Origin of the sequence: Treponema denticola (assembly GCF_024181605.1) — a bacterium.
Classification (GTDB): domain Bacteria; phylum Spirochaetota; class Spirochaetia; order Treponematales; family Treponemataceae; genus Treponema_B; species Treponema_B denticola_B.
This window is the reverse complement of the sequence record NZ_CP054477.1, coordinates 2360628-2386770: the sequence shown is the minus strand read 5'-3', so window position 1 is coordinate 2386770 and position 26143 is coordinate 2360628. Positions and strand designations below refer to the sequence as shown.

The 26143-nt window shown below is 37.1% G+C and carries 17 protein-coding genes; 10 read left to right on the top strand and 7 right to left on the bottom strand.

Annotation, left to right across the window (positions count from 1 at the left end; translation table 11 throughout):
* Position 1: 1 nt before the first annotated feature.
* From E4N80_RS11170 to sbcD, 4 genes are all read right to left on the bottom strand, one after another.
* Positions 2–2566, bottom strand: a complete 2565-nt coding sequence (locus E4N80_RS11170; protein WP_253699274.1) for a DNA translocase FtsK — start codon at positions 2564–2566, stop codon at positions 2–4.
* Positions 2567–2590: 24 nt separating this feature from the next.
* The gene (gene uppP, locus E4N80_RS11165; RefSeq protein ID WP_253699273.1) at positions 2591–3400 is read right to left on the bottom strand and encodes an undecaprenyl-diphosphatase UppP; all 810 of its coding nucleotides are present in this window, start codon (positions 3398–3400) and stop codon (positions 2591–2593) included.
* 78 nt (positions 3401–3478) lie between these two features.
* A complete protein-coding gene (locus tag E4N80_RS11160; protein ID WP_253699272.1) occupies positions 3479–6571 on the bottom strand; it encodes an AAA family ATPase in 3093 nt (1030 codons plus the stop codon).
* Positions 6572–6595: 24 nt separating this feature from the next.
* Entirely contained in the window at positions 6596–7747 is a 1152-nt protein-coding gene (gene sbcD, locus E4N80_RS11155; RefSeq protein ID WP_253699271.1) for an exonuclease subunit SbcD, read from the bottom strand.
* Positions 7748–7792: 45 nt separating this feature from the next.
* On the opposite strand from sbcD, the gene E4N80_RS11150 reads away from it, so the two are divergent.
* The 4 genes from E4N80_RS11150 (at position 7793) to E4N80_RS11135 (ending at position 11420) form a co-directional block, all read left to right on the top strand.
* Positions 7793–9454: a methyl-accepting chemotaxis protein gene (locus E4N80_RS11150; protein WP_366797304.1), complete on the top strand. Its 1662-nt coding sequence runs from the start codon at positions 7793–7795 to the stop codon at positions 9452–9454.
* A gap of 64 nt (positions 9455–9518) precedes the next feature.
* Positions 9519–9875 carry a GntR family transcriptional regulator gene (locus tag E4N80_RS11145; RefSeq protein ID WP_010693897.1) on the top strand — a complete coding sequence of 119 codons (357 nt, stop codon included), beginning with the start codon at positions 9519–9521 and terminating at the stop codon, positions 9873–9875.
* A 20-nt stretch (positions 9876–9895) separates the two neighbouring features.
* On the top strand, positions 9896–10597 hold the full coding sequence (locus E4N80_RS11140) for an ABC transporter ATP-binding protein (RefSeq protein WP_253699269.1): 702 nt from the start codon (positions 9896–9898) through the stop codon (positions 10595–10597).
* 1 nt (position 10598) lies between these two features.
* Complete coding sequence (locus tag E4N80_RS11135; protein WP_253699268.1) at positions 10599–11420, top strand: hypothetical protein; 822 nt, start codon at positions 10599–10601, stop codon at positions 11418–11420.
* A 24-nt stretch (positions 11421–11444) separates the two neighbouring features.
* Here the strand turns inward: E4N80_RS11135 and E4N80_RS11130 are convergent, their stop codons facing one another.
* Complete coding sequence (locus tag E4N80_RS11130) at positions 11445–12323, bottom strand: Rpn family recombination-promoting nuclease/putative transposase (RefSeq protein ID WP_253699267.1); 879 nt, start codon at positions 12321–12323, stop codon at positions 11445–11447.
* Positions 12324–12491: 168 nt separating this feature from the next.
* Between E4N80_RS11130 and E4N80_RS11125 the strand changes: the two genes are divergently transcribed.
* Both E4N80_RS11125 and E4N80_RS11120 read left to right on the top strand, forming a co-directional pair.
* The gene (locus E4N80_RS11125; RefSeq protein ID WP_253699266.1) at positions 12492–13076 is read left to right on the top strand and encodes a DUF3793 family protein; all 585 of its coding nucleotides are present in this window, start codon (positions 12492–12494) and stop codon (positions 13074–13076) included.
* Between the two features lie 34 nt (positions 13077–13110).
* Positions 13111–13548 carry a flavodoxin gene (locus E4N80_RS11120; protein ID WP_253683009.1) on the top strand — a complete coding sequence of 146 codons (438 nt, stop codon included), beginning with the start codon at positions 13111–13113 and terminating at the stop codon, positions 13546–13548.
* 103 nt (positions 13549–13651) lie between these two features.
* On the opposite strand, the gene E4N80_RS11115 is transcribed toward E4N80_RS11120, so the two are convergent.
* Positions 13652–17575: a DUF8693 domain-containing protein gene (locus tag E4N80_RS11115; protein ID WP_253699265.1), complete on the bottom strand. Its 3924-nt coding sequence runs from the start codon at positions 17573–17575 to the stop codon at positions 13652–13654.
* Positions 17576–17819: 244 nt separating this feature from the next.
* On the opposite strand from E4N80_RS11115, the gene E4N80_RS11110 reads away from it, so the two are divergent.
* Together E4N80_RS11110 and E4N80_RS11105 are read left to right on the top strand one after the other, a co-directional pair.
* Positions 17820–18215, top strand: coding sequence for a DUF6173 family protein (locus tag E4N80_RS11110; protein WP_253699264.1), 396 nt, complete (start codon positions 17820–17822; stop codon positions 18213–18215).
* 1 nt (position 18216) lies between these two features.
* Positions 18217–18726, top strand: coding sequence for a hypothetical protein (locus tag E4N80_RS11105; protein ID WP_253699263.1), 510 nt, complete (start codon positions 18217–18219; stop codon positions 18724–18726).
* A gap of 170 nt (positions 18727–18896) precedes the next feature.
* On the opposite strand, the gene recQ is transcribed toward E4N80_RS11105, so the two are convergent.
* Positions 18897–20783, bottom strand: coding sequence for a DNA helicase RecQ (gene recQ, locus E4N80_RS11100; protein ID WP_253699262.1), 1887 nt, complete (start codon positions 20781–20783; stop codon positions 18897–18899).
* 300 nt (positions 20784–21083) lie between these two features.
* Here recQ and cas9 point away from each other — a divergent pair, with 300 nt between their 5' ends.
* Positions 21084–25271, top strand: coding sequence for a type II CRISPR RNA-guided endonuclease Cas9 (gene cas9 / locus E4N80_RS11095; protein WP_253699261.1), 4188 nt, complete (start codon positions 21084–21086; stop codon positions 25269–25271).
* Complete coding sequence (gene cas1, locus E4N80_RS11090) at positions 25268–26140, top strand: type II CRISPR-associated endonuclease Cas1 (protein ID WP_253699260.1); 873 nt, start codon at positions 25268–25270, stop codon at positions 26138–26140. The genes cas9 and cas1 overlap by 4 nt, the downstream gene beginning before the upstream one ends.
* Positions 26141–26143 lie beyond the last annotated feature (3 nt).

Sequence of the window (26143 nt, the reverse complement as noted above, 5' to 3'; positions counted from 1 at the left end):
TTTAAGAATGCGTAATAACTTCCCTCGGTTTTGAGCCGTTTGCAGGGCCGACTACTCCGCGTTCTTCCATTTCTTCTACTATTCGAGCGGCACGATTATAGCCTATTTTAAGCCGTCTTTGAATGTAAGAGGCTGAGGCTTTTCCTTCTGCCAAAACAATCTCTAAAGCTTCATCATAGAGCGGATCGCTTTCTTCTCCGAAGAGGGTGCCTTGGGAATAGTCTTCATCGTCTACAAATATTTCGTCATCTATATAATCGGGTTCTCCGAAGGTTTTTACACATTCTACGACTTGCTCTACCTCATCATCTGAAACAAAAGTGCCTTGGATTCGGGCGGGGAAGGGTTTGGTTGTACTTACGTAGAGCATGTCACCCTTTCCTAAAAGCTTTTCGGCTCCGATGTTATCGAGAATAATTTGGCTGTCTACACGGGAGGCGACCATGAAGGCAATCCTGCTCGGAATATTTGCCTTAATTAAACCTGTAATTACATTGGTCGATGGCCTCTGGGTTGCAAGCACTAAGTGAATACCTACGGCACGGCTCATGGCACAAAGCCTTGAAACGGTAGCTTCAAGTTCTTTTCCTGTCGTAGACATAAGGTCGGCGAATTCGTCAATTATTATTACGATGTAGGGCAGGGGTTCGGCTGCAATCTTTTCTCGTTTTATTTTTTTATTGTAGCTTTTAATATCGCGAACGCTCATGGAGTCAAGCATAGCATACCGCCTTTCCATTTCGCAGATACAGTACTGCAAACCTTGAAGAGCCCTTTTGGGTTCTGTAATAACCGGAGTCAATAAATGGCCGATGCCGTTATAAAGTTTAAGTTCTACTATTTTTGGATCAACCAATAGGAGCTTTACCTCTTCGGGGCTCTTATTATAAAGAATTGAAAGAATAATGGAGTTTACACAAACGGATTTACCTGAACCGGTAGCTCCGGCAATCAAAAGGTGGGGAGTCTGACAAAGGTCTAAGGTTTGAGGCTCTCCCGTTACATCTTTTCCAAGAACGATAGGTATGCCCATTTTTTCGGTTTCGGGAATTTGAGTTTCGATTAGCTCTCTAAAACCGACTATTGCCCTTGATTCGTTAGGAACTTCAATACCGACAGCTTGTTTTCCCGGAATGGGGGCGACAATTCGGACGCTTTGAGCAGCAAGGCGGAGGGCAATATTATCTTGAAGAGCTGTGATTTTACCCAGTTTTATTCCCGGAGGAGGCAAGACTTCAAACATGGTAACTACAGGCCCCTTCCTTATACCTGTAATTTCAATTGCTATATTAAATTCTTCAAAGGTGTTTTTTAATGCTACTGCGGCTTTTCGAGTTGAATCGTCAACTATCCAGTATTCGTTTCCCGGATATTTTGTTAATAGGTCATAAGGAATGTGGTAGCCCTTTTTTTTATCCTTGGAGTCCTTTTTCGGTTTTAACGGCTGGGCTGCACTGATTTCTATATCGTCGCTCAATTCTTTTGAAAGAGGAGTTTCCCCTTCATCTTGATCGTCATCATCAGTATCGATATCGTCAACATCGGTATTTTCAGAATCATCATCATTTTCAAGGTCTTCGTCTTCGGTAATTTCGTTCGGCTCAAGGTTACCATATTCGGCAATTTCAGGCTGTTCAGACTCAGCGTATTCAGTAAGATTTTCATCGCTTTCTTCTTCTGAAGATGATAAAAATACTTCATCTCTACCGTCATCTATAGCGTTAAGCTCTTCTAAGTCCTGCTCAATGTTCATATCTTCTATTACGACAAGAGATTCGATAATGCTTTTTTTGGATTCTTCAGGAGCTGCGCTTCCTATGTCTACCGGTATATCTGCATCTATGTCTTTAAGAGGGGGGGCTTCTTTTGGTTCTTCTGTTTTGCTATTTAGCTGAGATTTTATAAACTGATTTCGTGTAAGGCCGGTCTCCGGCAAATTTTGTTTGTTGGCATCCGAAAAAGTTTGCCTGTTGGTCTCCGGGGCTGTCTTTATATTTGATTTTAGCTGAAACTCTGTTTTGTCTATTTTATTTCCTTCTCCGAAAACCATGGACGTTTCTGAAGAAGAATAGCTGTCGCCTATGATATCCTCTATTTCGTCTTTTTCTTCGGGCTGAACAGAGGCTTTTTGATTAACCCTTTCGCTTAATATAAGGGTAAGAAATACCTCCATCAAGAGTAAAAGTCCTGTTGCAAGAGTTACGGCAATTTTTGTAAATTCTTGAACCGTGTTATTTGCAATTTTTGGAAGTAAAAAATAAACTAGGTGCTCTCCCATAACACAGGTTAAAAAATACACCGGCATAAATGACAATAAAAATTTTGAATGAAGAGACCAGCCGGGAATCATCAATAAAATTGAAGAATAAAGAAGAATAATAGGTATCAGCAAAGAAGAAAATTTATATGTAGAAAAAAGAACCGTACCTATTGTTTCAAAGGGGAATATATAACCTTTAAAACCGAAAATAGGTAAGAGAACTGCCAAGGCTATGTAGATTGAGATCATAAAAATGAAAATGCCCAAGGTAATTGATATGATCCTATATTTTGATTCTTCTATCAAATTTTAACTCCGAAAGCGTAAAAATTATCCGGCAAAACCCCAAAAATAAATACTAAGACCGATTCCCAGCGGAATCAAATAGAAAGCGAAGTACATAAGCTTTCCGTTTTTTATAAGTTTAAGTAAAAACCGGAGAGAAAAATAACCTACAACAAAGGCACTTATCATTCCGGCTATTAGGCTTATGGGGCTTACACCTGCAAGAAGATTATCGGCAGATTTGAGTTCAAGGATAAATGCGGCAAGAATTGCCGGTATTGATAATAAAAAGGAAAATTCTCCGGCCTTTTCCCTATCAAGTCCTGCAAAAAGAGAGGCTGAAATGGTGCTGCCCGAACGCGAAATACCGGGGATAACCCCTATGCCTTGAGCAAGGCCTGTAATAGCTGCCGTAAGGAGAGTTACGTTTTTTGCCGGTTTATTGTGTTTTATCTTGGACGATGCGATTAAAAGAAGCCCTGTTATGATAAAGAAGAGGGGTATTAGACGAATATCAATGGCTTTTACCCAATCTTTTAATAAAAGACCTATTACTCCCGTTACTGCGGTTGCAACTATAATGGCTGCTATCATCATAAGATCGTCCTTATCTTCAGGTTTGGATTTTCTGATGATAAATCGGCCTAAAACGCAAAAAAGACCGGCTATTCTTTTTGCAAAAACCGTGCAGACAGCTGCAAGGGTTGCTACATGCAGGAGTATATCAAAAAGGATAGGAAGATCTTCTTGTTTAAAAAAATATTCTAAAACGGCTAGATGCCCGGAACTTGAAATAGGCAGAAATTCGGCTAAGCCTTGAACCGCCCCTAAAATAATAGCTTGAAAAATCGACATAAATTTCTCCCGAAAGGTTTTATAAACGATAAAGCGGTACTATATCATAAAAAAGAGAAAAATTCCAGCCGGAAATGCTTAACCTCTTATTTTTATTGCCGAGCCGTTGGCGGTTTTTTCTATTTCGATTTTTTGGGGGATGCGGTTTTTTAGCTCGCTGACATGGGAAATTATCCCGACCATGCGGTTACCCCTTACCTCATCGAGAATACTTATGGCGTTTTCAAGGCTTGCTTCATCAAGGCTGCCGAAGCCCTCATCTATAAACATTGAATCCAATCTTATGCCTCCGCTTCTTGTTTGAATGGAGTCGGCAAGACCGAGGGCCAAGCTTATGGAAACCATAAAGGTTTCTCCTCCCGAAAGGCTGGCTGTAGGACGGATGCCGCCCGTATAGGCATCATAAATTTCCATGTCCAATCCGGAAAGATTGTTGCCCGAAAGCTCCTTGCTCAACTTTAAGACATAGCGTCCGCCGCTCATGCGTTCAAGGCGGGTGTTGGCATAGACGATTATTTCGCGCAAAAAGGCCGAGAGCATCCAAATATCGAATTTCAGTTTGTATTTATTGCTGCCGTTTAAACTTAAAGAAAGTTCGGTTATAAGTTGAGCATCTTCGGCTCTTTGTTTTAATTCGTTTAAAAGACTCTGTCGTCTTTCAAAAAGGTCTTTGAGTTTGTCGAGGGAACTTTTTATTTCTGCAAGTCGGTCTTGCTCTTCATCAAGATTTTTTTGCAAGATTATAATTTCGTCTTCAAGCTTTTCGGGTTGAATAAAAGTTTTGCCTTCAATATCTTTTTCGAGGCCGGCAGCGGAATGTTCCAAGGTAATTTTTTCTTCTTTAAATTTTGTTATGGTTTCTTCAAAATCGGCGATTTTTTCTTCAAGTAAAATAGAATCTAAAAGCTCTTTTAAGGAGGAAAAGCCTTTACGCTCAAAAGAATCTTTTAAATTTTCTTCTTCTTCCAATAAAGATTTTTCCCACTTGGCCAACTGTTCCTGTCTTTGAATAAGCCCGGCCTTTATGCTTGTATGGCGGTCATTGTTTTCTTTGAGCCTTTCTTCATAACCGCTTATTTTACGGTCGGAGGCAAAAATCATTTCATTACAGCCCTCGATAGTGTCATCTATATTTTCCTTTTGGATATCGGAGGGGATAGCCTTAAAGGCATCATCATATTGTTTTTTCTTTTCATGGAGGATTGTGTTTAACTCGCTTTCTTTTATCTTGATATTTGTAAGAGCCTCTGTAAGAGCTTCTTTTTGGGTTTGGATAGAAGAAAGCTTTTGCTCCAAATTTATTTTTGAAGTATTTGCGGTTTGGGCTTCTTTAAAAAGAAGGGAGTCTTTTTCGGCTTCCTTTCCGGCTTGCGGAAGGAGGCCTTCTATTGTTTTTTCTGAGGGCATCTCTTTAAAAATAAAGGAAGCGTTTTTAAATTCTTCATTCAGATTGAAAAAAGATCGGTCAAGCTCTGCCAGCTGCTCCTTGTGCCAGTCCGCATCTTTATTGCGGGCTGTGAGGCTGTTGCTGAAGTTCTCCTTATCATGATTAAACTTTTCGATGCTGCGTTCGCATTTTTGTATTTTTTCGTCCAGCGAAAAAATACTTTCCGTATTTTCGACGGCTGGGGAAGGATGATGGATTGAGCCGCAGACAGGGCATGGCTCTCCGTCTTTTAGGTGAACGGCAAGGGCAGAGGCTTCTGCGTTTATTTCCAAATCTTTTTTTTCTTTTTTAAGTTTTTCAAAAAGCTCTTTTTCTATTTCGATGTCCTTTAAAATTAACTGTAAATCGTTGTAGTTTTTTTCGGCGGCCGCCTTATGGGTTGTGTAGAGCTTTGAGGTCTTTTCTTTTTTTACGGCAATATCAAAAAGTCTTTTTAGGTAAGAAAGTTTTTGGCTTGAGGTTTCAGCCATTTCTTTTCTGTTATCGAGTTCGCTGATTATTTCAAGGTATTCCGAAACTTTGTCCTTTAGTTCTTGAATATTTTTTTCGGTTTGAGCAAGTTTTTCGGTATTTTCTTTTTTTTGTAAAGAAAGACCTTTTTTTTCATAAGAGCGTTCTTCTATTTCTTTGTATACCTCGGCAGCCCTTTTGAGGCGGTCGAGACTTTGCTTTAGGGCCGTATTGTTTTCTTTTTCGGCTTCAATTTCTTTTTCTTGCACTTTAAGAGAATCCAAAACTTGGGTTACGGCATTTAAGTCCTTTATCTTTTTTTCGATGTCGTCTTTATATTCGGCTATGTTGTTTTTCAGTTTGCTTACGGAATCGGCAAGCACTGCAAGCGAGGAGGCTCTGCGGGCTTTTTCGACAGCTTCTTCCATCAGGCCTATTTCTTCTTTATGGGCATTAAGATTTTCGAGCCTTGTTTTTATTGTTATAAGTTCTTCTTTTTTTTCTTTGAGAACCTTTGCCTGTTCTTTTTCGGAGATTTTTTCCTCTATTTTTTTTGATATTTTGTTATAATTTTTTTTGATAAGTTCTATCTCTTTTTCAAAACTTTCTTTTTTTGAAGGATAGGAATCGGCATCGAATTCTTTGCCGAGGGCTTCAAGGGCATCTTGCGTGTTTTTTATCTTATAGGACTCCGCTTTTTCTCTTTCCTTTAGATTTTCCAGTATTTTGGTGTAGCGGGAAATCGGAAAAAGCTCTTCAAGGGTTTCTTTTTTTTGGCTTGAGTTTTCGCGTAAAAAAGCGGCGAATTCGCCTTGAGGGAGGAGGACAATGCGGGCAAATTCTTTTTCGTTTAGGTTTATTATGTTCAATATCTTTTTATCCGTGTCCCGCTTATTTGTAGAGCTTAAATCTTTCCAAGTTTTGCCGTCCCATTGGGCTAGGGCCGATTCTTCAGGAGTTTCGTTTTTCTTTCCCGGGCGTAAAAAAGGAAGCCGTCTAAAAATCCTGTATTTGGCAGGTCCCATAGTAAATACAAGCTCTACCTCAGCCGTTTCAGTTTCGGGGGCAAACTGACTTCTGAGGCTGCGGGTAATTTGGGAGCGGCTCCCCAAAGGCTTTGAATAAAAGGCATAAGAGATTGCATCGAAGATGGTTGTTTTTCCGGCACCGGTTTTTCCGCAGACCAAAAAAATAGAATCCATGAGGCTAAAATCTATTGTGTGAGTTCCTCGAAAGGGGCCTATATTGGTTAGTTTTAAAATTTCAGGCTTCAAATTTATTCCTCCGGTAATGTCTTCTTATGTAAACTGCTCTCTGCAAAGGCTTTTGAAAAGCTCCTGTTTTTTTGCGGAGGGCTCTTCATCTATGGCCTTTTCAAAAAGCATAAAGTTTTCGAAGATGACACCTTCGTCTTCAATGTTCTTTTTTAATATATGAATTTGCTCCTCGTCTTTTAATTCGGCGGCGACGGCTTCTTGATGCAGGTTTAAAAGATAGGGAAATTTTTGCTGCAAAAGGCTCATAGGGCTTTGAATAACAGCAGAACCTGTAAGATTTATTTCTAAAAAATCGTCTTTATATGCATCGAATTTGTCCGTATTAAAAAAGTCGAAAAAGCTGCCCTCTAAACGGCTCATCTTCCGCAATGGGCTAATCGGAATTTTTTCGACCCTTACCGGGAAGCCTTGCGTTTTACAGTCTATATCTACGGATAGCACAACCTTTTCGGTTGAACATTCATCAAAGGCGTATGTAAGGGGGGCTCCGGAATAGTACATTCTGTCGGTAATTTTCTGCATTTTGTGTAAGTGTCCCAAGGCCGTATAGGTAAAAAAATCGAATAGAGCGGGCGAAACATATTCCGCAGTGCCTAAAAAAGCTCTTTCAGAGGAGGAGCTTTCTCCGTTTAGGGTAAAAATATGGGCTGCCAAGACCGAAGGCATTGAGGTATCTACGGCTTCTTTTAAGCGGCGGGAGGCTTCTTGAGCCATCTCGGACTGAGATGTCAACTTTAACTCCGAATTTTCTTCGGAAAATGAGCCTAAATGTAAAAAAGGCATTAAAAAAAATTGAACTTTTTCTCCATTTTGTGCTATAATGATAGGCGAGCATAATTTGCCGATGTCTGCAGCAATGTGGATATTACTCGAACTTAAGATTTTAGAGCCGAAGGAGAGCCTTTCGGCGGAGTCATGGTTTCCGGGTATGATAAACACGGCTGTATTGGGACAATCCTTATGGACGGCGGATAAAAATGAATCGAAGAGAGCTACATATTCTGCAGGAGGAATAGAACGGTCGTAGATATCGCCTGCAATAATAAGGGCTGCATAATCGTCTTTTAGAAGAATTTTATGAATATCATCGAGCATTTTTTTCTGTCTTTCTATCTGGGGAGATTCATATAGGCTTTTCCCCAAATGCAGATCGGCGGTATGCAAAATTTTCATACTTCTAATGTATGGGTATTTAAGGATTATGTAAAGGACCTTGGAATGAAAAACTACATAAAAATTGTTTTTGCTTTGTGCGGTATTGCTTTGGCGATAGGGATAGGAGGAGCGGCTTTTTTTATTGCTGCAAAACCTTCGTCGGATTTTCAACTCAAGACGGATTATCTGCTTGAGTACAGGTTTTATCTTGCGAGTTTAAAAGCGGATATGTATAGAACTGCATGCAAGGATGGGGAATTTTCGGTTCAAAACCTTAAAGCAAGGATAAAAGAAACGGCCAATTCTTTTGAAAATTTAAAAAAACTTTCAGCTGCCGACAAAAACGATTCTAACTTAAGGTTTGCATACAATGATTATGAGAGCTCGAATGATAAACTTTTTAAAAGCATAGACTCTTGGAGGCAGGAATTTGAACTTACCGGAGATTCTTCGGCAAAAACTTTTTTGCCTGTGTTAAAGGAATTCGATGCCGTACAAAACAGTTTTGAAAGGCTTAAAAAGGAATATAAGGAAGGATTTACAAAACAGGAAAAAAAATCCAAAACTCTTGCCGTCTTATTGATTGTTTTAGCCTGGGGTATAGGCGTATTTTTAACATGGTTTGTTTCTTCGGTTATATACAAACTTTATATAGAAAGAGAAAGAGCTAAAAAAGCAAAGCTCCGACTTCATGTCGGGCCTAAAACCGAGGGACAGAGGTCTTCTTCCGATAGGCCTGCGGATAAGATATTGTCTGTACAAAGTTCCGCTTCGGTAAGTACCGCTGCGCTAAACACCGCTTCGCCGAACACTTCTTCGATAAGCAACACTTCGGTAAATGTCTCCTCAGTAAGTACCTTTTCAGGCAGTGCCGCTCCGCTAAAAGCTGATTCGATAAGCTCTGCTACTATAAGCAATGCAATGGCCGAGATATCCGACAAAAGTATCCGGCAGCCGATTATGGGACAAAGCTCTTATACCGAAACTGCCTCTGTCCGCATCGGAGAATCAAATATTTCTATAGAAAGTTCACCGGTTTATCTCAAGCTTCAAAACGATTATAAAGAATTAAAAGAAATGTCTGATGAGTTAAACGGCGCTTATAATGAACTACAAACAAAATATAATGAACTGGGTTCATCGTATAAGGAGCTGCAAGAGTCTTTGAAGCAAGGCGATGAAAAAAAGAGCGAGAAATGCGAAACGGTAAAATTATTTTTGAGCGATATACAGATGGAAGCTGCCGAAGCCCAAGAAGATGCTCAGGCTGCACAGGAACTTGTTGATACATTCCAGGGCGGGCATAAGCTCTTTAAGTCTACTTACGAAAAAATTGTCCATATAAACCAGAGCATTGCGGATATACAGGAAATGGCGGAGGTAATAGCCGGTATTGCCGAGCAGACAAAGATGCTTAGTATGAATGCCGCCATAGAAGCCGCCCATGCAGGAGATGCCGGAAAGGGATTTGCCGTTGTAGCCGAAGAGTTGGGACGCTTGGCCACTGCCTCGGTTGAAAGCTCTGCCGGCATAGGAAAAACGGTAATTGAGGTGGTAAAAAATATTTCGTTTATGGCAAAGAGCAGCGAGGATCTGGATAAGGCCTTTAACGATATAAACATAAAAACAAATCAGGTCTACACAACCGTTGTGAATTTTTCGGATAGAATGATTCAGACCTTCCAAAAAACAGACGATGTTTTAAAAGGCCTTGACACAATTTAGCAATTATAGTATTATAGACAGATAGAAGAGTCGTTTTACTCAAACTTTGCGGAGGTTCTTTTTTGTGAAAGTTATATATGATCAAAATCGCCCGATATATTTACAAATAGTTGAAAAAATCAAATGTAAGATTGTCTATGGCGAGCTTAAACCGGGGGATAAAATTCCTTCAATGAGCGATATGTCCGTTGAGATGGATGTAAACCCTAATACGATATTCAGGGTATACAAACAGCTTGAAGGTGAAGGTATCACTGAATCGAAACGCGGCCTAGGCAGTTTTGTTGTAAATGAGCCCAATTTGGTAGGAAAATTGACGGAAGAGATGGCAGGTCAGATTATCTTGCCGGCTATCGAAGGCTTGAGAAATCTGAAGTTTTCTGATGAGCAAATAATTGAGTCTATAAAAGCAAAGCTATAATAATTTTTTTGGAGAAAAAAATGAATACAATACTTGAAACGGAACACCTAAAAAAAACATACTTGGGAAAAAAAACTGCTCTTTATGATGTCAGTCTCAAGGTAGAAAGCGGAAGAATCTACGGTCTTTTGGGGCCGAACGGTTCGGGAAAAACAACCTTTTTAAAAATAATTGCAGGACTTATAAAACCGACCTCCGGCAATTTTAAGGTATGCGGAAAAGAATTCGGCATAGATACAAAAAAGATTGTAGCCTTTTTGCCGGATAAAAATGTCGTGTATCCTTGGATGACTTCGGAAGATGCCATTAATTTCTATGCCGATTTTTTTGAAGATTTTGATAAAAACAAGGCCTTGGAAATGCTTAAATTTATGAAGCTGGAACCTAAACAGACCGTAAAAACTATGTCGAAGGGTATGATTGAAAAACTTAATTTAAGCCTTACCTTTTCGAGGGCTTCAAAACTGTATATTTTGGATGAACCGCTGGGCGGCACCGACCCTGTAGCCAGAGAGCAGATTATTAAAACTATAATCAAAACATGGACCGAAGAAAGTGCAATCCTAATAACAACTCATCTGGTTTCGGATATAGAGCATGTGTTTAACGACGTAGCCTTTTTAAAAGATGGCGAGATTGTTTTGGAAGGCGATGCTGAAGATTTGCGTACCACAAGAGGCAAATCTATTTATCAAATCTATCTTGATGTTTTTGGAGCATAAAATGGGAAGAATTTTTAAATATGAAATAAGGCGAAGGCTGAATACTATTTTGATTTTAAGCGGAACTATGGCCGTATTGGCGATCGGTTCAATGGTTCTATTAGGTATTTTTAAAACTCCTCTTGGGACAATGGGAACAACGGGAAATCTTTGGCTTGGCTTAACTTTTTTTGCCCTTGCCTTTATACCACTCGTAATGTTTTTTACATGCAGCAACGGGCACATAGATGAGCTTTTGTACAAGGACACTAACTACCTTATGCTTACCATCCCTATCAGAAGCGAAGCCATATTGGGAGGCCGGATTCTCGCAGGTTTTGTGGAATATTTAATATATGCTCTGATTGCATGTATATTTTTTATAATAATAGGAGCCCAGCAAGCCGTTTTTTATGGAACTGCCGGACAAAATCTTATATCGGTTTTGGGAGATATATTCTATCAAATATTTGCACAGAATTTTCTTCCCTTTCTTTACGGCGTTTTATTATTGGTTTCATCATTTTTACTTGTGGGAACGGCTTTTATGTTTGTTAAGGCTCTGACGCGTTCTTTTATAAGAAAAAAGATGGCAGCTCAAATTATTGCAGTAATTCTTTTTATCTTAATTTTTGAACGAATAATAGCCTTAGGAACTTATTTAAGTACAAGGTGGGATCTTGTGCAATACATAGACCTAAGACTTATGTCTTCCCAATATGATGCCTTTGTAAATATCCAGCCGATGCCGGTTCATTTGGTTACAATAATTATGACCATGCTTATTTCAGCCGGTTTTTTTGCAGCTACAAGTTGGTTATTTAATAAAAAGGTTGAGCTGTAATTTAACTGCGGTAAAGGGTTATTCTTATAGGGCTTCTATTTCTTCAACAGGAAGCCCTGTTCCTTCGGCTATTTTATTGATATCAAAGCCGAACTGCTTAAAAGCCTTAGCCGTTTCAAGGGCTTTTTGGTAAGAACCATCGGCAAAGCCTTGTTGAAGACCTTTTTCAATACCCTGCCGATAACCTTCACTTATACATGAAGCCCTGTCATGTTCATATTTCATACGGGACTCATAAAGCCATTTATCTCTAGGACTCATTTCCATTATTTCTATCGTTGTATTTGCCTTTCTCATCATCGGCGATTCTTGTTCTAACATTTCCCTCACCTCCCTGTCATCAGTTTCGATAAATTTAAGCCAATTTAATAAGCGTTTAGCTTTATAATCTTTATATTGACCTTCTTTTAAGAGTCTTGCCTTTTCAAGGTTCAATATATGAATTTCAAGTTTTGAAGCTAAAGGCTCTTTTGTGTCTTGTTCAAGAACAAGATACTTATTGTGCAAACGCTTATTTTTATCAAAGCCTTTTCCTATCAAGTTTATTGTAATACACTTTGGCAGTTTTGTATAGTCTTGACCTTGTTTTATGTTTTCGTTATACATTTTAGACCAATAATACAGGGTCCTTTCAGGAAAATCAAAATGCCAACTGTTTTGAATTTCAATATCAACAAAGGTTCCGTCGTTTAGTCTTAACTTGATGTCCAAGACTCCCAGCTTTTCACTTAAAAGCTCTTTATGGAACTCCTTATCCAAGAGCTCTAAACCTGCGATATCCTCAGGCGGAATATCCAGTATACACTCCAATAAATCCTGTAGTACATCTTTGTTTTCCTCTACTCCGAATACGCGCTTAAAAGCGTAGTCGTTGCGGAGGGTTAGTTTAAACAATTTTTTCATTTTTTGCTCCAATAAAATTATTTAAAAGAGAAAAATTTTTCCCCTTTCATAATTATTATAGAAATTGTTTGTAATAAATAGTAAAATTTAAAATATTAAGTCTATAATTTGATAAATATTTAGTAAGCAATAGTTGACATTATTTAAAATCTGTGCTTAAATAGGTTTATGTTGAGTATTGCTAACATCGAGTACAATTTAGCTTATTCTTGCGCCCCCTGTTTGGCAGGGATTAAACCCTCAAATTTATTTTCTATTTCGGCAGAGTATTTTAAGCAGTTTTTTTTGCTTGATAAGGATTTGCTTGAAGCTAAGGGGTTCTTCCTAAAAGTGTTGTGTGCCTGTGAACGGGGTGTACAGATTCTTCTGTATAAAAAAGATGCTCTTGAGGCTTTGATTAAAGAAGAAAGGGTACAAGCTGCTTTATTAATGTTCGGGTATGAGCCGGGGATGAGTTTGGAAGATATGCTAAATCTTTTAGCGTCCAGAATGCACAGCTCGCAGGCAGACAGGCATTGTAAGAGATGCTGCTCTTTTCCGCATGAGATAGGGCTTTTTTTGGGTTATCCGGTGTACGATGTTTTGGAATATTACAGACGGAATGGAGAAGGTTGTATTTTTTCGGGCTATTGGAAGGTTTATGCCGATGCTGAAAAAGCAGCCGAAACCTTTGAGCAATATAATGAATGCAAAAAGCATTTTGCTTTGCAGATAGAAAAGGGCTTAAGGCTTTACGATTTGTTAAGTGCTTAATCTTTAATTAATTTTTAACCATTGGAGGTTTTTTATGGCAAAAATTGCTGTTATTTATTGGAGCGGAACGGGAAATACTCAGTCAATGGCTGAATCCGTTCTTGAAGGTTTAAAGGCCGGCGGAGCAGACGCTTCTCTTTTTACCGTTTCGGAATTCGGATCAAAAAGCATTGATGATTATGACAAGATTGCATTCGGATGCCCCGCTATGGGAGCCGAAGAGCTTGAGCCGGATGAATTTGAACCCTTCTTTGCTTCTATTGAAGGAAAATTGTCCGGCAAAAAAATTGCCTTGTTCGGTTCATATGAATGGGCCGGTGAAGGTTCGGGCGGCGAATGGATGAGGAACTGGGAAGCAAGGTCTAAGGATAAGGGAGCCGACTTATTTGAAGAAGGCTTGATTATCTATGATGCACCCACTGCCGCCGGAAAAGATAAGTGTAAAGAATTCGGCGAGAGATTTGCAAAATAAATACAGATAAATCCTGTTTGTTTTTATAATTAAAAAAGTTTAAAAATTGATTTTTTAGGGCTTAGAAAACGGCAGTCTAAACTGCCGTTCTTTAGGCCTTTTTTTATTTAATAATCAGAATTTTTCTCACTTCGTCAATTTCGGGGCCGGCAATTCTTACAAAATACATACCGCTTGCAACGGGATTTCCGCCATTGTTTCTTCCGTCCCATAGATAAAAGTGGTCACCTGCATTGTGGTGAGAACGGGTTAAAGTGCGCACTATGTTGCCGTCCAAGGTCATAATCTGAATTGTAAGCATACCCGGTTTTTTTAGGTGTGCAGCTATTGTGGCAGACTGACCCTTGTGAGGATTTACAACATTGTCAAAGATTGACACGCCGCCCTTTTGCATTTGTACCCCTACAATGTTAAAATTCCAGACATCAAAGGAAAGGATGTCGTCTGGATCTTTTAAGCGCGCACAAGGAAGCCAATTATTATAGACGTACATAAATTGCCCTACCTTTCCTTCTTTTAAGTGAGGATCGGTTGACGGAATGATAAAGGTCATAAGGTTTCCATTCAATGTAGGAGAATAATTTGTTGTGCCTACCTGAGGATTCGCAAAAGAGCCGGGTGGTGATGGTATAGTATCGGGATGCCAAAATTTATACTCTGGAGGAGGCTCTTTGGAGAAAAAGTGTAATTTTATATTGGAAGAAAGTGCTTTTTTTTCGGCGAGGACTCTAACATCAAGTGTAGGTAAGGCCGGCTCTTCATCATAAGCATTAAAGTGACGCAAAACTATCGAGTTAGAAGCTGTCAATGTTTCTACCATGTCGATTCCGATGTCAGAGATATGGGGTTTGGTTTTAGGTGTACCGAAATAATTTAAAACTATCTGACAAGAGGGATCAAGAATATCATCAGCTTTAATATTTTTATCAAGCTTAATTTTCCATAGTGTCTCTGCTGTGTTGGCGGGAGAAACATCCTGCAAATCTGATGTATAAGTAGTACTGCCGCCTGTGATTTCTAATTTAGGATTAATATTAGTATCGTTAGCTATAAATTTGAATTCTTCGCGACTCATATAACTTGTATCGCTAAATAAAAGGTAAATATACTCGTGTCTAGGTTTGGCAAGTGAGTTTTTAATGCTGATATCAGCAGGATTTTTATAAAATATCCAGCCGTTGTAACTTTTGGGCTTACCGTTATGATCTACACTTTGGTTAACAACATAAGGCTTTTCTAAAACTTCTAGATTTCGAGTATCAATTTTTAGAAATTGCCGTGAAATATCAGTATGACTGTTATGATCTGTTTTTAGAGATATTTGTCCTGACCCGTTGACTATTAAGCGGCCGGTGTTATTTGCTGCTGTTCCTGAAAGTTTAAGTGCATTTTTTACGGTAATTTTTCCGTTTATCGTAAGAGTTTTTCCGGCCGCTCCTGTACATTCCAAGTTATGGAATTCTGTCTTTTTTGTATCATCGCCGTATGAAGTCCCTGTAATTGTATGACTATTATTATTACCCAGTGTTACTGTATATGTGTCGGCATTAAAGGTTCCGCCATTGGTAATGTTTCTTACAATGGTAACAGGAGAAAGTAATTTTACCTTTGCTCCGGTATGGATTGTAAGATTGAATATGTTTTTATTGCCGGCACCGATAAAATTAAGCTTCTGCTCAGCCGTGCCATTAAAGGTAAGAGCTCCGTCTGTTTGATTAAATCTTGCGACGGTAAGGTCGCCTTTAAGACTTACGTTTTTAGCTGTCCAGCCATTTGCCGTAATGGAACCGTTTGCGGTAACATTTCCTGTAGAAGTCCATGTCCTCTGAACGATAATATTTTGTGCAGTAATTGTCCCTGATGAAGTCCATGTGTCAGCTCCGGCGTTTACGATGATATCTTTTGCGGTAATATCCTTCGTCTGAATACGACCGTTTCCACTGAAGCCTATATCGATTCCCGAAGTTGAAACCGAGCCATTAAACATCGTTCCATTTGCGCCGGTTGAGCTAAAAGTCGTATTCTTTTGTAAGTTTATATGACCGTCATAAGTTTGGGTAGCTGCATTAATTGCTACCAGATTACTTGCAGTAGAGGCAACGGTTAAAGTCCCTGTTACTTTTAAATCATTGGCTGTTAAGATTGCTCTATTTTCTCCCAAGATCAGATTTTTATAAGGACCATCCCAGACAGAATTATTCGTGTTGCTATAATACTCAATTTTGGAGCCGGTAATGTGAGTAATAAGATCGTTGGTATTAGAGCTTTCAAGCCAATCTTTTTGGTTTGTAGGACTGCCTGCTGTACCAGTCATTTTTAGTAGACCGTTGTTTGTGAGAGGAGCAGTATTTGATGTATCATTTATAACATAATCTGCTAAATCCAGCTCACCGTTCAGCCTAACGGATTTTGCAGATACGTTCGTTGTAAGTTTGGGATACTTAATTCCTCCTGCGGGAATTATGACCGGCCACCCGGCAGCCGGAACTACTTCGGGCGTCCAGTTTGACGCAGTATTCCAATTTGTGGTTGTTGCATTAGTTTTCCATGTGGAAGACATATGTTCCCAGTTTTTCGGATTTGGATTTCCCAAGACGCTCTCAGCAACATAATAGGTTTTCCCGTCTGCTATAGGGATATCCGTGTTTACATTTAAGTAATAGCCTTTTTTTGTGCCCGGATCGGGAGTTTGATTGGAAGAAGACAGAGTTATTTCGGAGGATGCCCCGCCTTGAACCGTTAATTTATTTACCTCTGATGCTCCGCCTATCTTCAGGTTAGCTACCATGATTTTTCCGTCTATTGTGAGCTTTTTTCCGCCGGCTCCCAAACACGATATCGCAGCAAATTCCGTATCGGTTGCTGTATTCTTTCCCTTAATCTTTATATCAGTTCCCGCCGGATTTAATGTTACTGTCTTTCCTTGTGCTTTGAAAATCCCTCCGTTCTCCAAGAAAGCGGCAATAATAATGTGTTGCTCAAGATGTAAAATTTTATTGGCATCTACCGTCAAATTATAAAACTTGGTTTCCGTATTTCCGGCTATTTTGGAAGTCAGCCCGTTGAATATGACTGTTTTATTATTATGAGTGAATGCCCCATCATTTGTGAAAGCTCCCTTGATTTTGACAGTTGTCCGATCAAGTTTCAATGTACCGCTTGCTATTGTCAAATTAAAAAATGTTGGTTCCGAATAACCTGCTATTTTGGAATTCGGCCCTGTAAAAGTTACGGTTGTATTATCATTTACTAGAAACTTACCGTTTTGTGTAAATGTGCCGGCAATCTTAATATTTTTTTCAAGTTCTAACTTTGCAGGATTTGCAGCTACCGTCAGATTCCCAAACAGCGTTTCCGAACTGCCTGTCCCTGTTATTTTGGAGTTTTGTCCTTGAAAGATTGCGGTGTTTCTACTATCGGCAGTAAAGCTTCCGTTATTATCAAAATTTTGTTTGAAGGTCAATTGACTATTAGCTGCAGGCTGCATCGGTATGTAGGTTTTAAAAGTACCATTATTTATGACCGCCCCATTGAAGGTTACATTTTTCTGGTTTGTATTAAAATTTCCACTGTTTGTAAAAGTCCCTCCTACCGTTATAGCCTGATCAAGCTTTACCGTCCCGCTTGTAGCAACAGTAAGGTTAGCAAAGCTTGTTGGTATGAACCCTCCTATGGTAGAGTTGCTGCCGTTAAATATTACGGTGGTGTTAGGCCCTGCACTAAATGTTCCTCCGTTACGTGTGAAATTGCCGGAAAGGATTAGGCTTGTATTTCCCGTTATGGTAAGAGAACCTGAACTAATTGTAAGTGAATTTGCAACGGCATTTGCACTAATTTTAGGAGGATTTGACAAAGTATTTATAGTTACATTGTCTCCAGCGATCGGTACTCCCGAAGGCAACCAGTTGCCGGATGTGTGCCAATCAACGCTTACAGTTCCTGTCCATGTTTTGTTTACTGAAAATCCCGCAGTTACCACTAAAAAAATATATATCAATATAAATAAAGTTTTCTGTATTTTCTTCATAAGATAATTATACATCTTTTTTTGTGAAAAATCCAGTCGGATATGGAGAAATTTGAGAAGTTGCAATGTTTAACCGCAAAGGGCGCTAAGACTGCGAAGATGATATGTCTAATTACAAAAAAATATCTAAAATTATTAGGTTAAGGGCTTGAAAAAGATGATTTTTTGGGGTATATTTATGAAGACATGTTTAATATGTGTTGGAAAGACTCTGCAAGTCGCAGAAAGAGAATAAGGAGAAAACATGGAATTAGATTCATTGAATATTTCACCACATTTATTTGATCTTCCATTATCAGTTCCAACAAATCCAAATTTAGCAAGTGAATTTCATTATCGCTTGATAACAATGATTAATAATTTCCATAAAGAACTTGATGCTGAATATGAAGCTGGAGCACAACTTGTTAGCTTTGGACAAAAGGTAACATTTCACATAAAAAATATAGGGTATTGGAATCCATCATTAATAAGATTCTATGGAATTACTGATGACGGTTTACCAGTTGAATTAATTCAACATATAAGTCAAATAAGCATCCTGTTAGTTAAAATGAAAAGAGACAATCCGGAAGAACCTAAACGCCCTATTGGTTTTAATACATGGGAAGAATTTGAATATATTCAACGGAAGGGGTAATATGCAAAAAAAATGTGCTTATATACTAATAGGAAATAATAATACTGGAAAAACAACCTTTCAGAAAAATGTTTCTTCCATACTAACTGGGCAACAATACGAAAGACTAGATTGTAATAAAGATCTCGAAATTAATAATACAAGCAGTTTAAACCGGTATAAACGATTGTTTTTAATGAATCGTAGTTATCAAGAAAAACATGTGGATTATGGATCAGTTGAAAACTATTTCGCACAGTATTTTATTCAAAATGATATATCTATTCTGTCTTCACATTTAGATAATAAAGTAATAAGTGAAATGATATATGAGCTAAAAAAGCGATACTATAATATTACAGGGGTATTTTTTTCAAATTCAATAAGTAGTAATTCAAAGGAGAATAGTGATATTTCATTACTTGATTGGCAAGAGCGGATCATTATTAAAAATGATTATCTACCTGAAAACTGGGAATATCAATTAAATAGAAGTGCAATTGATTTTGCTTATTACATTATTAGTAAGTAAAAAATATTTCTAACACCCGCTTCAACCTGACATTGCGAACAAGCCTCAAATGCAGGTTAAGCAGAAGTTATGTAAATACTCTTTGTTCATGTAAAGTAAAAACATGAAAATTTCTAGTGAGTACAAATTGTAAATAAGTGGATTTAATATTATTTCTTTAATACTTAAACCTATCCCTTTTTATTTTTACGGGCAGATGAAATTGTCTTTAAAATAATATCCCCGTATTTGTCTTTTTTTGCTTTTCCTATTCCGAAGATATTATCAAACTCGGCAATTGTTGAGGGTTTTTTTACACCCAAATCAAAGATGGTCTTATCCGAAAAAATAACATAGGCAGGAACCCTTGCTTCATCGGCAAGTTCTCTGCGTTTTTGTTTTAGAGCGTTCACTATTGCCTTACCGCGGTCATCTAAAGTATTTTCAGATGTTTGAGGTTTTGATTTTTCTTTTACTTCTTTTTTAGCAGAATTGTCTTTTTCATAATTAAAAGGAAGCATAATACTTGTTCGGGCTTGAAGTTCTTCTTTTGCTTTTGGAGTAAGCGACAATACCGAGTAGTCTTCATCTTTGATAAGATAGTCTTCCGCCAATAAGACACGGACAAGATTAAACCAGCCTTCTCTATTGAATTCCGTGCCGATTCCCCAGACGGAAAGATCATTATGCTTGTTTTCAAGTATTCGTTTTTGCTTTGATCCTAAAAGAACATCGATTATATAGCTAGCACCAAAGCGGCATCCGGTTCTGACAACGCAGGATAAAAATTTCTGCACAGGAACGGTCAAATCGGTTTTTTCTATTTTTTCTCTTGAACAAAAATCACAGCAAGGTGTTTCGCCCTGTATTTCTTTTAATTTTCCTTCGGATATATTTTCGCCGAAATATTTTAAAATCGCCCGCCGTCGGCAGCTGTTTGCTTGTGCATAATTACTAATAGCGGAAAGCATTGCTTCGGCCTTTTTGACCTCATCGGGAGATTTATCCTGCATCAAGAATTTAAGCTTAAAAATGTCGGCCGCCGAAAAAAGTAAAAGAGCATAAGCCGGATTTCCGTCTCTGCCCGCCCTGCCTATTTCTTGATAATACTGTTCAATGCTTTTGGGCAAATCAAAATGAATAACGAACCTTACATTAGGCTTATTTATTCCCATGCCGAAGGCTACGGTTGCTACAATTATTTCTATATCGTCATTGATAAAATCGTTTTGAGTTTTTTGCCTAAGCTCGTCTGATAGTCCCGCGTGATAGGGTTTTGCATTATAGCCTAAAACCGATAATTGAACAGCCAAGGTATCCGCCTGTTTGCGGGAAAAACAGTAAATAATTCCGCTTTCGCCCCTATGTTCTTTTAGAAATTCCGAGGCTTGTTCAAAAGGCTTTTGCTTTTCTTTAACTTCCAAAAAAATATTTTTGCGGTTAAAACCGGCAATAAATTCCTTTGGAGTTTTGAGCTTTAGCATTTTTTTTATATCCGAGCGCACCTTTTCGGTTGCTGTTGCCGTTATGGCAAGACAGACCGATTCTTTTAATAGCTTGCGTATTTCAGCCAACTGCCTATATTCCGGTCTAAAATCATGGCCCCATTCCGAAATGCAGTGAGCTTCATCTATTGTAAGACAATCCACTTTTATTGAAGAAAGAAGCTCTTTACATCGGTCACTGACCAGAGTTTCAGGAGCAGCATAGAGGATTTTTACTTCTCCGTTTTTTATACGGCGGATATTATCGGCATATTTTTCCCAATCCAAGGAGCTGTTTAAGGCAACCGCCTCAACACCGATAGTTTCCAAACCGCAAATCTGGTCATGCATAAGGGAAATAAGGGGGGAAACTACTATGGTTACCCCTTCAAAAATAAGGGCCGGAACCTGATAGCATAGAGATTTTCCTCCGCCTGTAGGCATCACCGCAAGGACATCTTTTTTTTGGAGAACACCATCTATAATTTCTTTTTGGAATGGTCTGAATTCGTCATATCCGAAGACCTGTTTTAAAATGTCTTCAGGGGAGGGGAGTCTTTCTTTACTGTCAGAACCTTTTGATCCGCGCATCATATATGGATGGTATTATACCCTAAAACGCCAAATTAAGCAAGCATTTAGTGAAAAGTTATGGGAAGCAAGTGATAACTCAAATAATTCAATATAAATTGTGGACAGGTAGAAAAAAATAAGCTATAATTTTGAGTAATTAACAAAAAAGGCTTAACCATGTTAAGCCTTGATGCTCCACAATGAGCGGTCCCAAAAGGGACGATTTTGATGAATTCTTATTTGAACTCGTTGTGTAATTTAAGATGGATCTTAAATTGTGTATACTGTTATTATAATACTTTTTAAAGGAATGGTCAAGGTATGAAAAAGGAAATTAAGGATTATTTTCTCGGATTGGATGTAGGAACCGGATCGGTTGGATGGGCAGTTACTGATACTGACTATAAGCTATTAAAGGCTAATCGGAAAGACCTTTGGGGAATGAGGTGTTTTGAGACGGCAGAAACTGCGGAAGTGAGAAGGCTTCACAGGGGTGCTAGGCGCCGTATTGAGAGAAGAAAAAAAAGAATAAAGTTGCTCCAAGAGCTTTTTTCCCAAGAAATTGCAAAAACAGATGAGAGCTTTTTCCAAAGAATGAAAGAAAGCTCTCTCTATGCAGAAGACAAGACCATATTACAGGAAAACGCTCTTTTTAATGATAAAGATTTTACCGATAAGACTTACCATAAAGTCTATCCTACCATAAACCACCTGATAAAGGCTTGGATTGAAAACAAGGTAAAGCCCGATCCAAGGTTATTATACTTAGCCTGCCATAATATTATAAAAAAAAGAGGTCATTTTTTATTTGAAGGCGATTTCGATTCGGAAAATCAGTTTGATACTTCTATACAAGCTCTTTTTGAATATCTGCGCGAAGATATGGAAGTCGATATTGATGCCGATAGTCAAAAAATAAAAGAGATTTTAAAGGATAACTCTTTAAAAAATTCCGAAAAACAAAGCCGCCTAAATAAGACTTTAGGACTGAAGCCATCCGACAAACAAAAAAAAGCTCTTACTAATTTAATATCAGGCAACAAAATAAACTTTACCGATCTTTATGATAATCCCGATTTAAAGGATGCAGAGAAAAATAGTATATCTTTTTCTAAAGATGATTTTGATGCTTTAAGCGATGATCTTGCTTCCATTTTAGGAGATTCTTTTGAGCTTTTATTAAAAGCTAAGGCTGTATATAACTGCTCGGTTCTTTCCAAGGTAATAGGGGATGAACAGTATCTTTCTTTTGCAAAGGTAAAAATATATGAAAAGCATAAAACCGATTTGACTAAATTAAAAGCTGTCATAAAAAAGCATTTTCCAAACAATTATAAAAAAGTATTCGGATATAATCAAGATAACGAATCTAAAAATAATTATTCCGGATATGTAGGTGTATGTAAAACCAAGAATAAAAAACTGGTTATAAACAATTCTGTAAATCAAGAAGATTTTTACAAATTTTTAAAAACTATTCTTTCAGCAAAATCCGAGATAAAGGAAGTAAATGATATATTAACCGAAATTGAAACAGGTAATTTTTTACCTAAACAGATATCTAAAAGCAATGCGGAAATTCCTTATCAATTACGCAAGATGGAATTGGAAAAAATATTAGCAAATGCAGAAAAATATTTTTCTTTTTTAAAACAAAAAGATGAAAACGGTTTATCTTACAGTGAAAAAATTATAATGCTTTTGACATTTAAGATTCCTTATTATATTGGACCTATAAACGATAACCATAAAAAATCTTTTCCCGATAGATGCTGGGTAGTAAAAAAAGAAAAATCGCCTTCCGGTAAAACTACTCCATGGAACTTTTTTGATCATATCGATAAAGAAAAAACAGCTGAAGCATTTATTACAAGCAGAACCAATTTTTGCACATATTTAATAGGAGAATCTGTTTTACCCAAAAGTTCTCTTTTATATTCCGAGTATACCGTTTTAAATGAAATCAACAATTTACAGATTATCATTGACGGAAAAAATATCTGCGATATTAAACTAAAACAAAAAATATACGAAGATTTATTTAAAAAATATAAAAAGATTACACAAAAACAGATTTCAAATTTTATCAAACACGAAGGTGTTTGCAATAAAACGGATGAAGTAATTATTCTAGGTATCGATAAAGAATGTACATCTTCGTTAAAATCATATATAGAACTTAAAAACATATTCGGAAAGCAAGTAGACGAAATTTCTACAAAGAATATGCTTGAAGAAATTATACGATGGGCTGCTATCTATGATGAAGGAGAAGGTAAAACAATACTTAAAACAAAAATAAAAGCCGAATATGGAAAATATTGTTCTGATGAACAGATCAAAAAAATTCTAAATCTTAAATTTTCAGGTTGGGGCCGATTATCACGCAAATTCCTTGAAGCCGTCACATCAGAAATGCCGGGTTTTAGCGAACCGGTAAATATAATAACTGCAATGCGGGAAACTCAAAATAATTTAATGGAGCTGCTTAGCAGCGAATTTAAATTTACTGAAAATATTAAAAAGATAAATTCGGGATTTGAAGATGCTGAAAAACTATCTTCATATGACGGCTTGGTTAAGCCTTTGTTTTTATCACCATCGGTAAAAAAAATGTTATGGCAGACTTTAAAACTTGTAAGAGAAATATCGCATATTACCCAAGCTCCTCCTAAAAAAATATTTATAGAAATGGCAAAGGGTGCAGAGCTTGAACCTGCGAGGACTAAGACAAGATTAAAAATTTTACAGGACTTGTACAATAGCTGTAAAAATGATGCGGATGTATTTAGCTCCGAGATAAAAGATCTTTCAGGCAAAATAGAAAATGAAGATAATTTAAGGCTTCGAAGCGACAAACTTTATCTTTATTATACGCAGCTTGGAAAGTGCATGTATTGCGGCAAACCGATTGAAATAGGACATGTATTTGACACAAGCAACTATGATATAGATCATATTTATCCACAATCCAAGATTAAAGATGATAGTATAAGTAATCGGGTTTTAGTATGCAGCAGTTGCAATAAGAATAAGGAAGATAAATATCCTTTGAGGTCTGAAATTCAATTGAAACAAAGGGGTTTTTGGAATTTTTTACAAAGAAATAACTTTATAAGCCTTGAAAAATTGAATAGGTTAACAAGAACAATTCCAATCTCGGATGATGAAACGGCAAAATTCATTGCCAGACAGCTTGTAGAAACAAGACAAGCGACCAAGGTAGCTGCAAAAGTATTAGAAAAAATGTTTCCCGAAACTAAGATTGTTTACTCTAAAGCTGAAACTGTATCGATGTTTAGAAATAAATTCGATATTGTAAAATGCAGAGAAATAAACGATTTTCATCATGCTCATGATGCATATTTAAATATTGTTGTCGGAAATGTATATAATACAAAATTTACAAATAATCCTTGGAACTTTATAAAGGAGAAACGGGATAATCCAAAGATTACCGATACTTATAATTATTATAAAGTTTTTGATTATGATGTAAAAAGAAATAATATTACGGCATGGGAAAGAGGAAAAACAATTATCACTGTGAAGGATATGCTTAAAAGAAATACCCCTATTTATACACGCCAAGCTGCCTGCAAAAAAGGAGGTCTTTTTGATCAAACCATTATGAAAAAAGGATTGGGTCAGCATCCTCTAAAAAAAGAATGTCCTTTTTCTAATATTTCAAAATATGGGGGCTATAATAAAGTCTCTGCTGCATATTATACTCTTATAGAATACGAAGAAAAAGGGAATAAAATACGAAGCTTAGAAACCATCCCTCTATATTTGGTAAAAGATATGCAAAAAGATCAAGAAAAATTAAAGAGTTACTTAACAGACCAGCTAGGAAAAAAAGAATTTAAGATTTTGGTTCCTAAAATAAAAATCAACTCCCTCTTAAAAATTAACGGTTTCCCTTGTCATATAACAGGGAAAACCAATGATTCTTTCTTACTGCGTCCGGCTGTTCAGTTTTGCTGTTCAAATGATGAAGTTCTTTATTTTAAAAAAATTATAAGATTCAATGAAATAAGAAGTCAAAGAGAAAAGATAGGAAAAACAATTTCTCCTTATGAAGACTTATCCTTTAGATCTTATATCAAAGAAAATTTATGCAAAAAGACAAAAAATGATGAAATAGGAGAAAAGGAGTTTTATGACCTTCTTCAAAAGAAGAATTTGGAAATCTATGATATGCTTTTAACAAAACATAAGGATACTATTTATAGTAAAAGGCCGAATTCTACAACTCTTGGTATGTTAATCAAAGGAAGATATGAGTTTATAAATTTAAAGCCGGAAGATCAAATTAGAGTTATGCTGGAAATTCTAAAACTGTTTTGTACTACTAGAGAGGCAATAGATTTAGGATTAATCAAAGGTAAATCTGCGGCCGGGGTCACAACATTAGGAAAAAAAATCTCAAACCTTGATAACTGCATTTTAATTTGCCAATCAATAACAGGTATTTTTGAAAAAAGGATTGATTTGTTAAAGATATGAGTTGGAGGACCGTTGTTATTTCAAATAGGGCAAAGCTGGATTTACATTTAAATCATCTCGTAGTTCGTGGTGAAAAAACCCAAAAAGTTTTTATTGAAGAAATTTCAGTTTTAATCATTGAAACGACAGCGGTCTCTATAACCGCAGCCTTATTAAATGAGCTTATAAAACAAAAGGTTAAGGTAATTTTTTGTGACGAAAAGAGAAATCCGGCTTCTGAATTGATAGGATATTACGGCAGCCATGATACCAGCGAAAAAATCAGGCTTCAAATAAAATGGGATAAGAATATCAAACAGCTTGTATGGACTGAAGTTGTAACAGAAAAAATAAGACAGCAAAAACACCTCTTAGAAAAACTGAATCTTCCGCAAGCAAGTTTACTGGCTGAGTATATTACAGGTATAGATATTAACGATAAAACAAATAAAGAAGCCCATGCTGCAAAAGCATATTTTGCAGCGTTATTTGGAGCAGGATTTTCCAGAAGTTTGGATATTCCTATAAATGCTGCTTTAAATTACGGATATAGCATCTTACTTTCTGCATTTAATCGTGAAATAACTGCAAACGGTTATATTACGCAACTTGGAATTTTTCATGACAATATGTTTAATCCTTTTAATCTCGGATCAGACCTTATGGAGCCTTTTAGGCCTCTTGTTGATGCAGAAGTTTCTAAACTTAACCCTCAAAAATTTGAGCATGAAGAAAAGCTAAAAATAATTAGTGTTATAAATAAAAAGGTGCTCATAAACAATAAAGAGCATTATCTAAATAAAGCTATCGAAATTTTTGTACACAGTATTTTTGATGCGCTAAATGAAAAGGATATTTCACAAATTAAATTTTACCGCAATGAGTTATAGATT

Bases quoted from the DNA above. Each gene is read 5' to 3' on its own strand.
- E4N80_RS11140 (WP_253699269.1), top strand. From the start codon at position 9,896: ATGAATACAATACTTGAAACGGAACACCTAAAAAAAACATACTTGGGA.
- E4N80_RS11115 (WP_253699265.1), bottom strand. From the start codon at position 17,575: ATGAAGAAAATACAGAAAACTTTATTTATATTGATATATATTTTTTTA.
- E4N80_RS11105 (WP_253699263.1), top strand. From the start codon at position 18,217: ATGCAAAAAAAATGTGCTTATATACTAATAGGAAATAATAATACTGGA.
- sbcD (WP_253699271.1), bottom strand. From the start codon at position 7,747: ATGAAAATTTTGCATACCGCCGATCTGCATTTGGGGAAAAGCCTATAT.
- E4N80_RS11150 (WP_366797304.1), top strand. From the start codon at position 7,793: ATGAAAAACTACATAAAAATTGTTTTTGCTTTGTGCGGTATTGCTTTG.
- E4N80_RS11130 (WP_253699267.1), bottom strand. From the start codon at position 12,323: ATGAAAAAATTGTTTAAACTAACCCTCCGCAACGACTACGCTTTTAAG.
- E4N80_RS11125 (WP_253699266.1), top strand. From the start codon at position 12,492: ATGTTGAGTATTGCTAACATCGAGTACAATTTAGCTTATTCTTGCGCC.
- E4N80_RS11110 (WP_253699264.1), top strand. From the start codon at position 17,820: ATGGAATTAGATTCATTGAATATTTCACCACATTTATTTGATCTTCCA.
- cas1 (WP_253699260.1), top strand. From the start codon at position 25,268: ATGAGTTGGAGGACCGTTGTTATTTCAAATAGGGCAAAGCTGGATTTA.
- cas9 (WP_253699261.1), top strand. From the start codon at position 21,084: ATGAAAAAGGAAATTAAGGATTATTTTCTCGGATTGGATGTAGGAACC.
- uppP (WP_253699273.1), bottom strand. From the start codon at position 3,400: ATGTCGATTTTTCAAGCTATTATTTTAGGGGCGGTTCAAGGCTTAGCC.
- E4N80_RS11120 (WP_253683009.1), top strand. From the start codon at position 13,111: ATGGCAAAAATTGCTGTTATTTATTGGAGCGGAACGGGAAATACTCAG.
- E4N80_RS11135 (WP_253699268.1), top strand. From the start codon at position 10,599: ATGGGAAGAATTTTTAAATATGAAATAAGGCGAAGGCTGAATACTATT.
- recQ (WP_253699262.1), bottom strand. From the start codon at position 20,783: ATGATGCGCGGATCAAAAGGTTCTGACAGTAAAGAAAGACTCCCCTCC.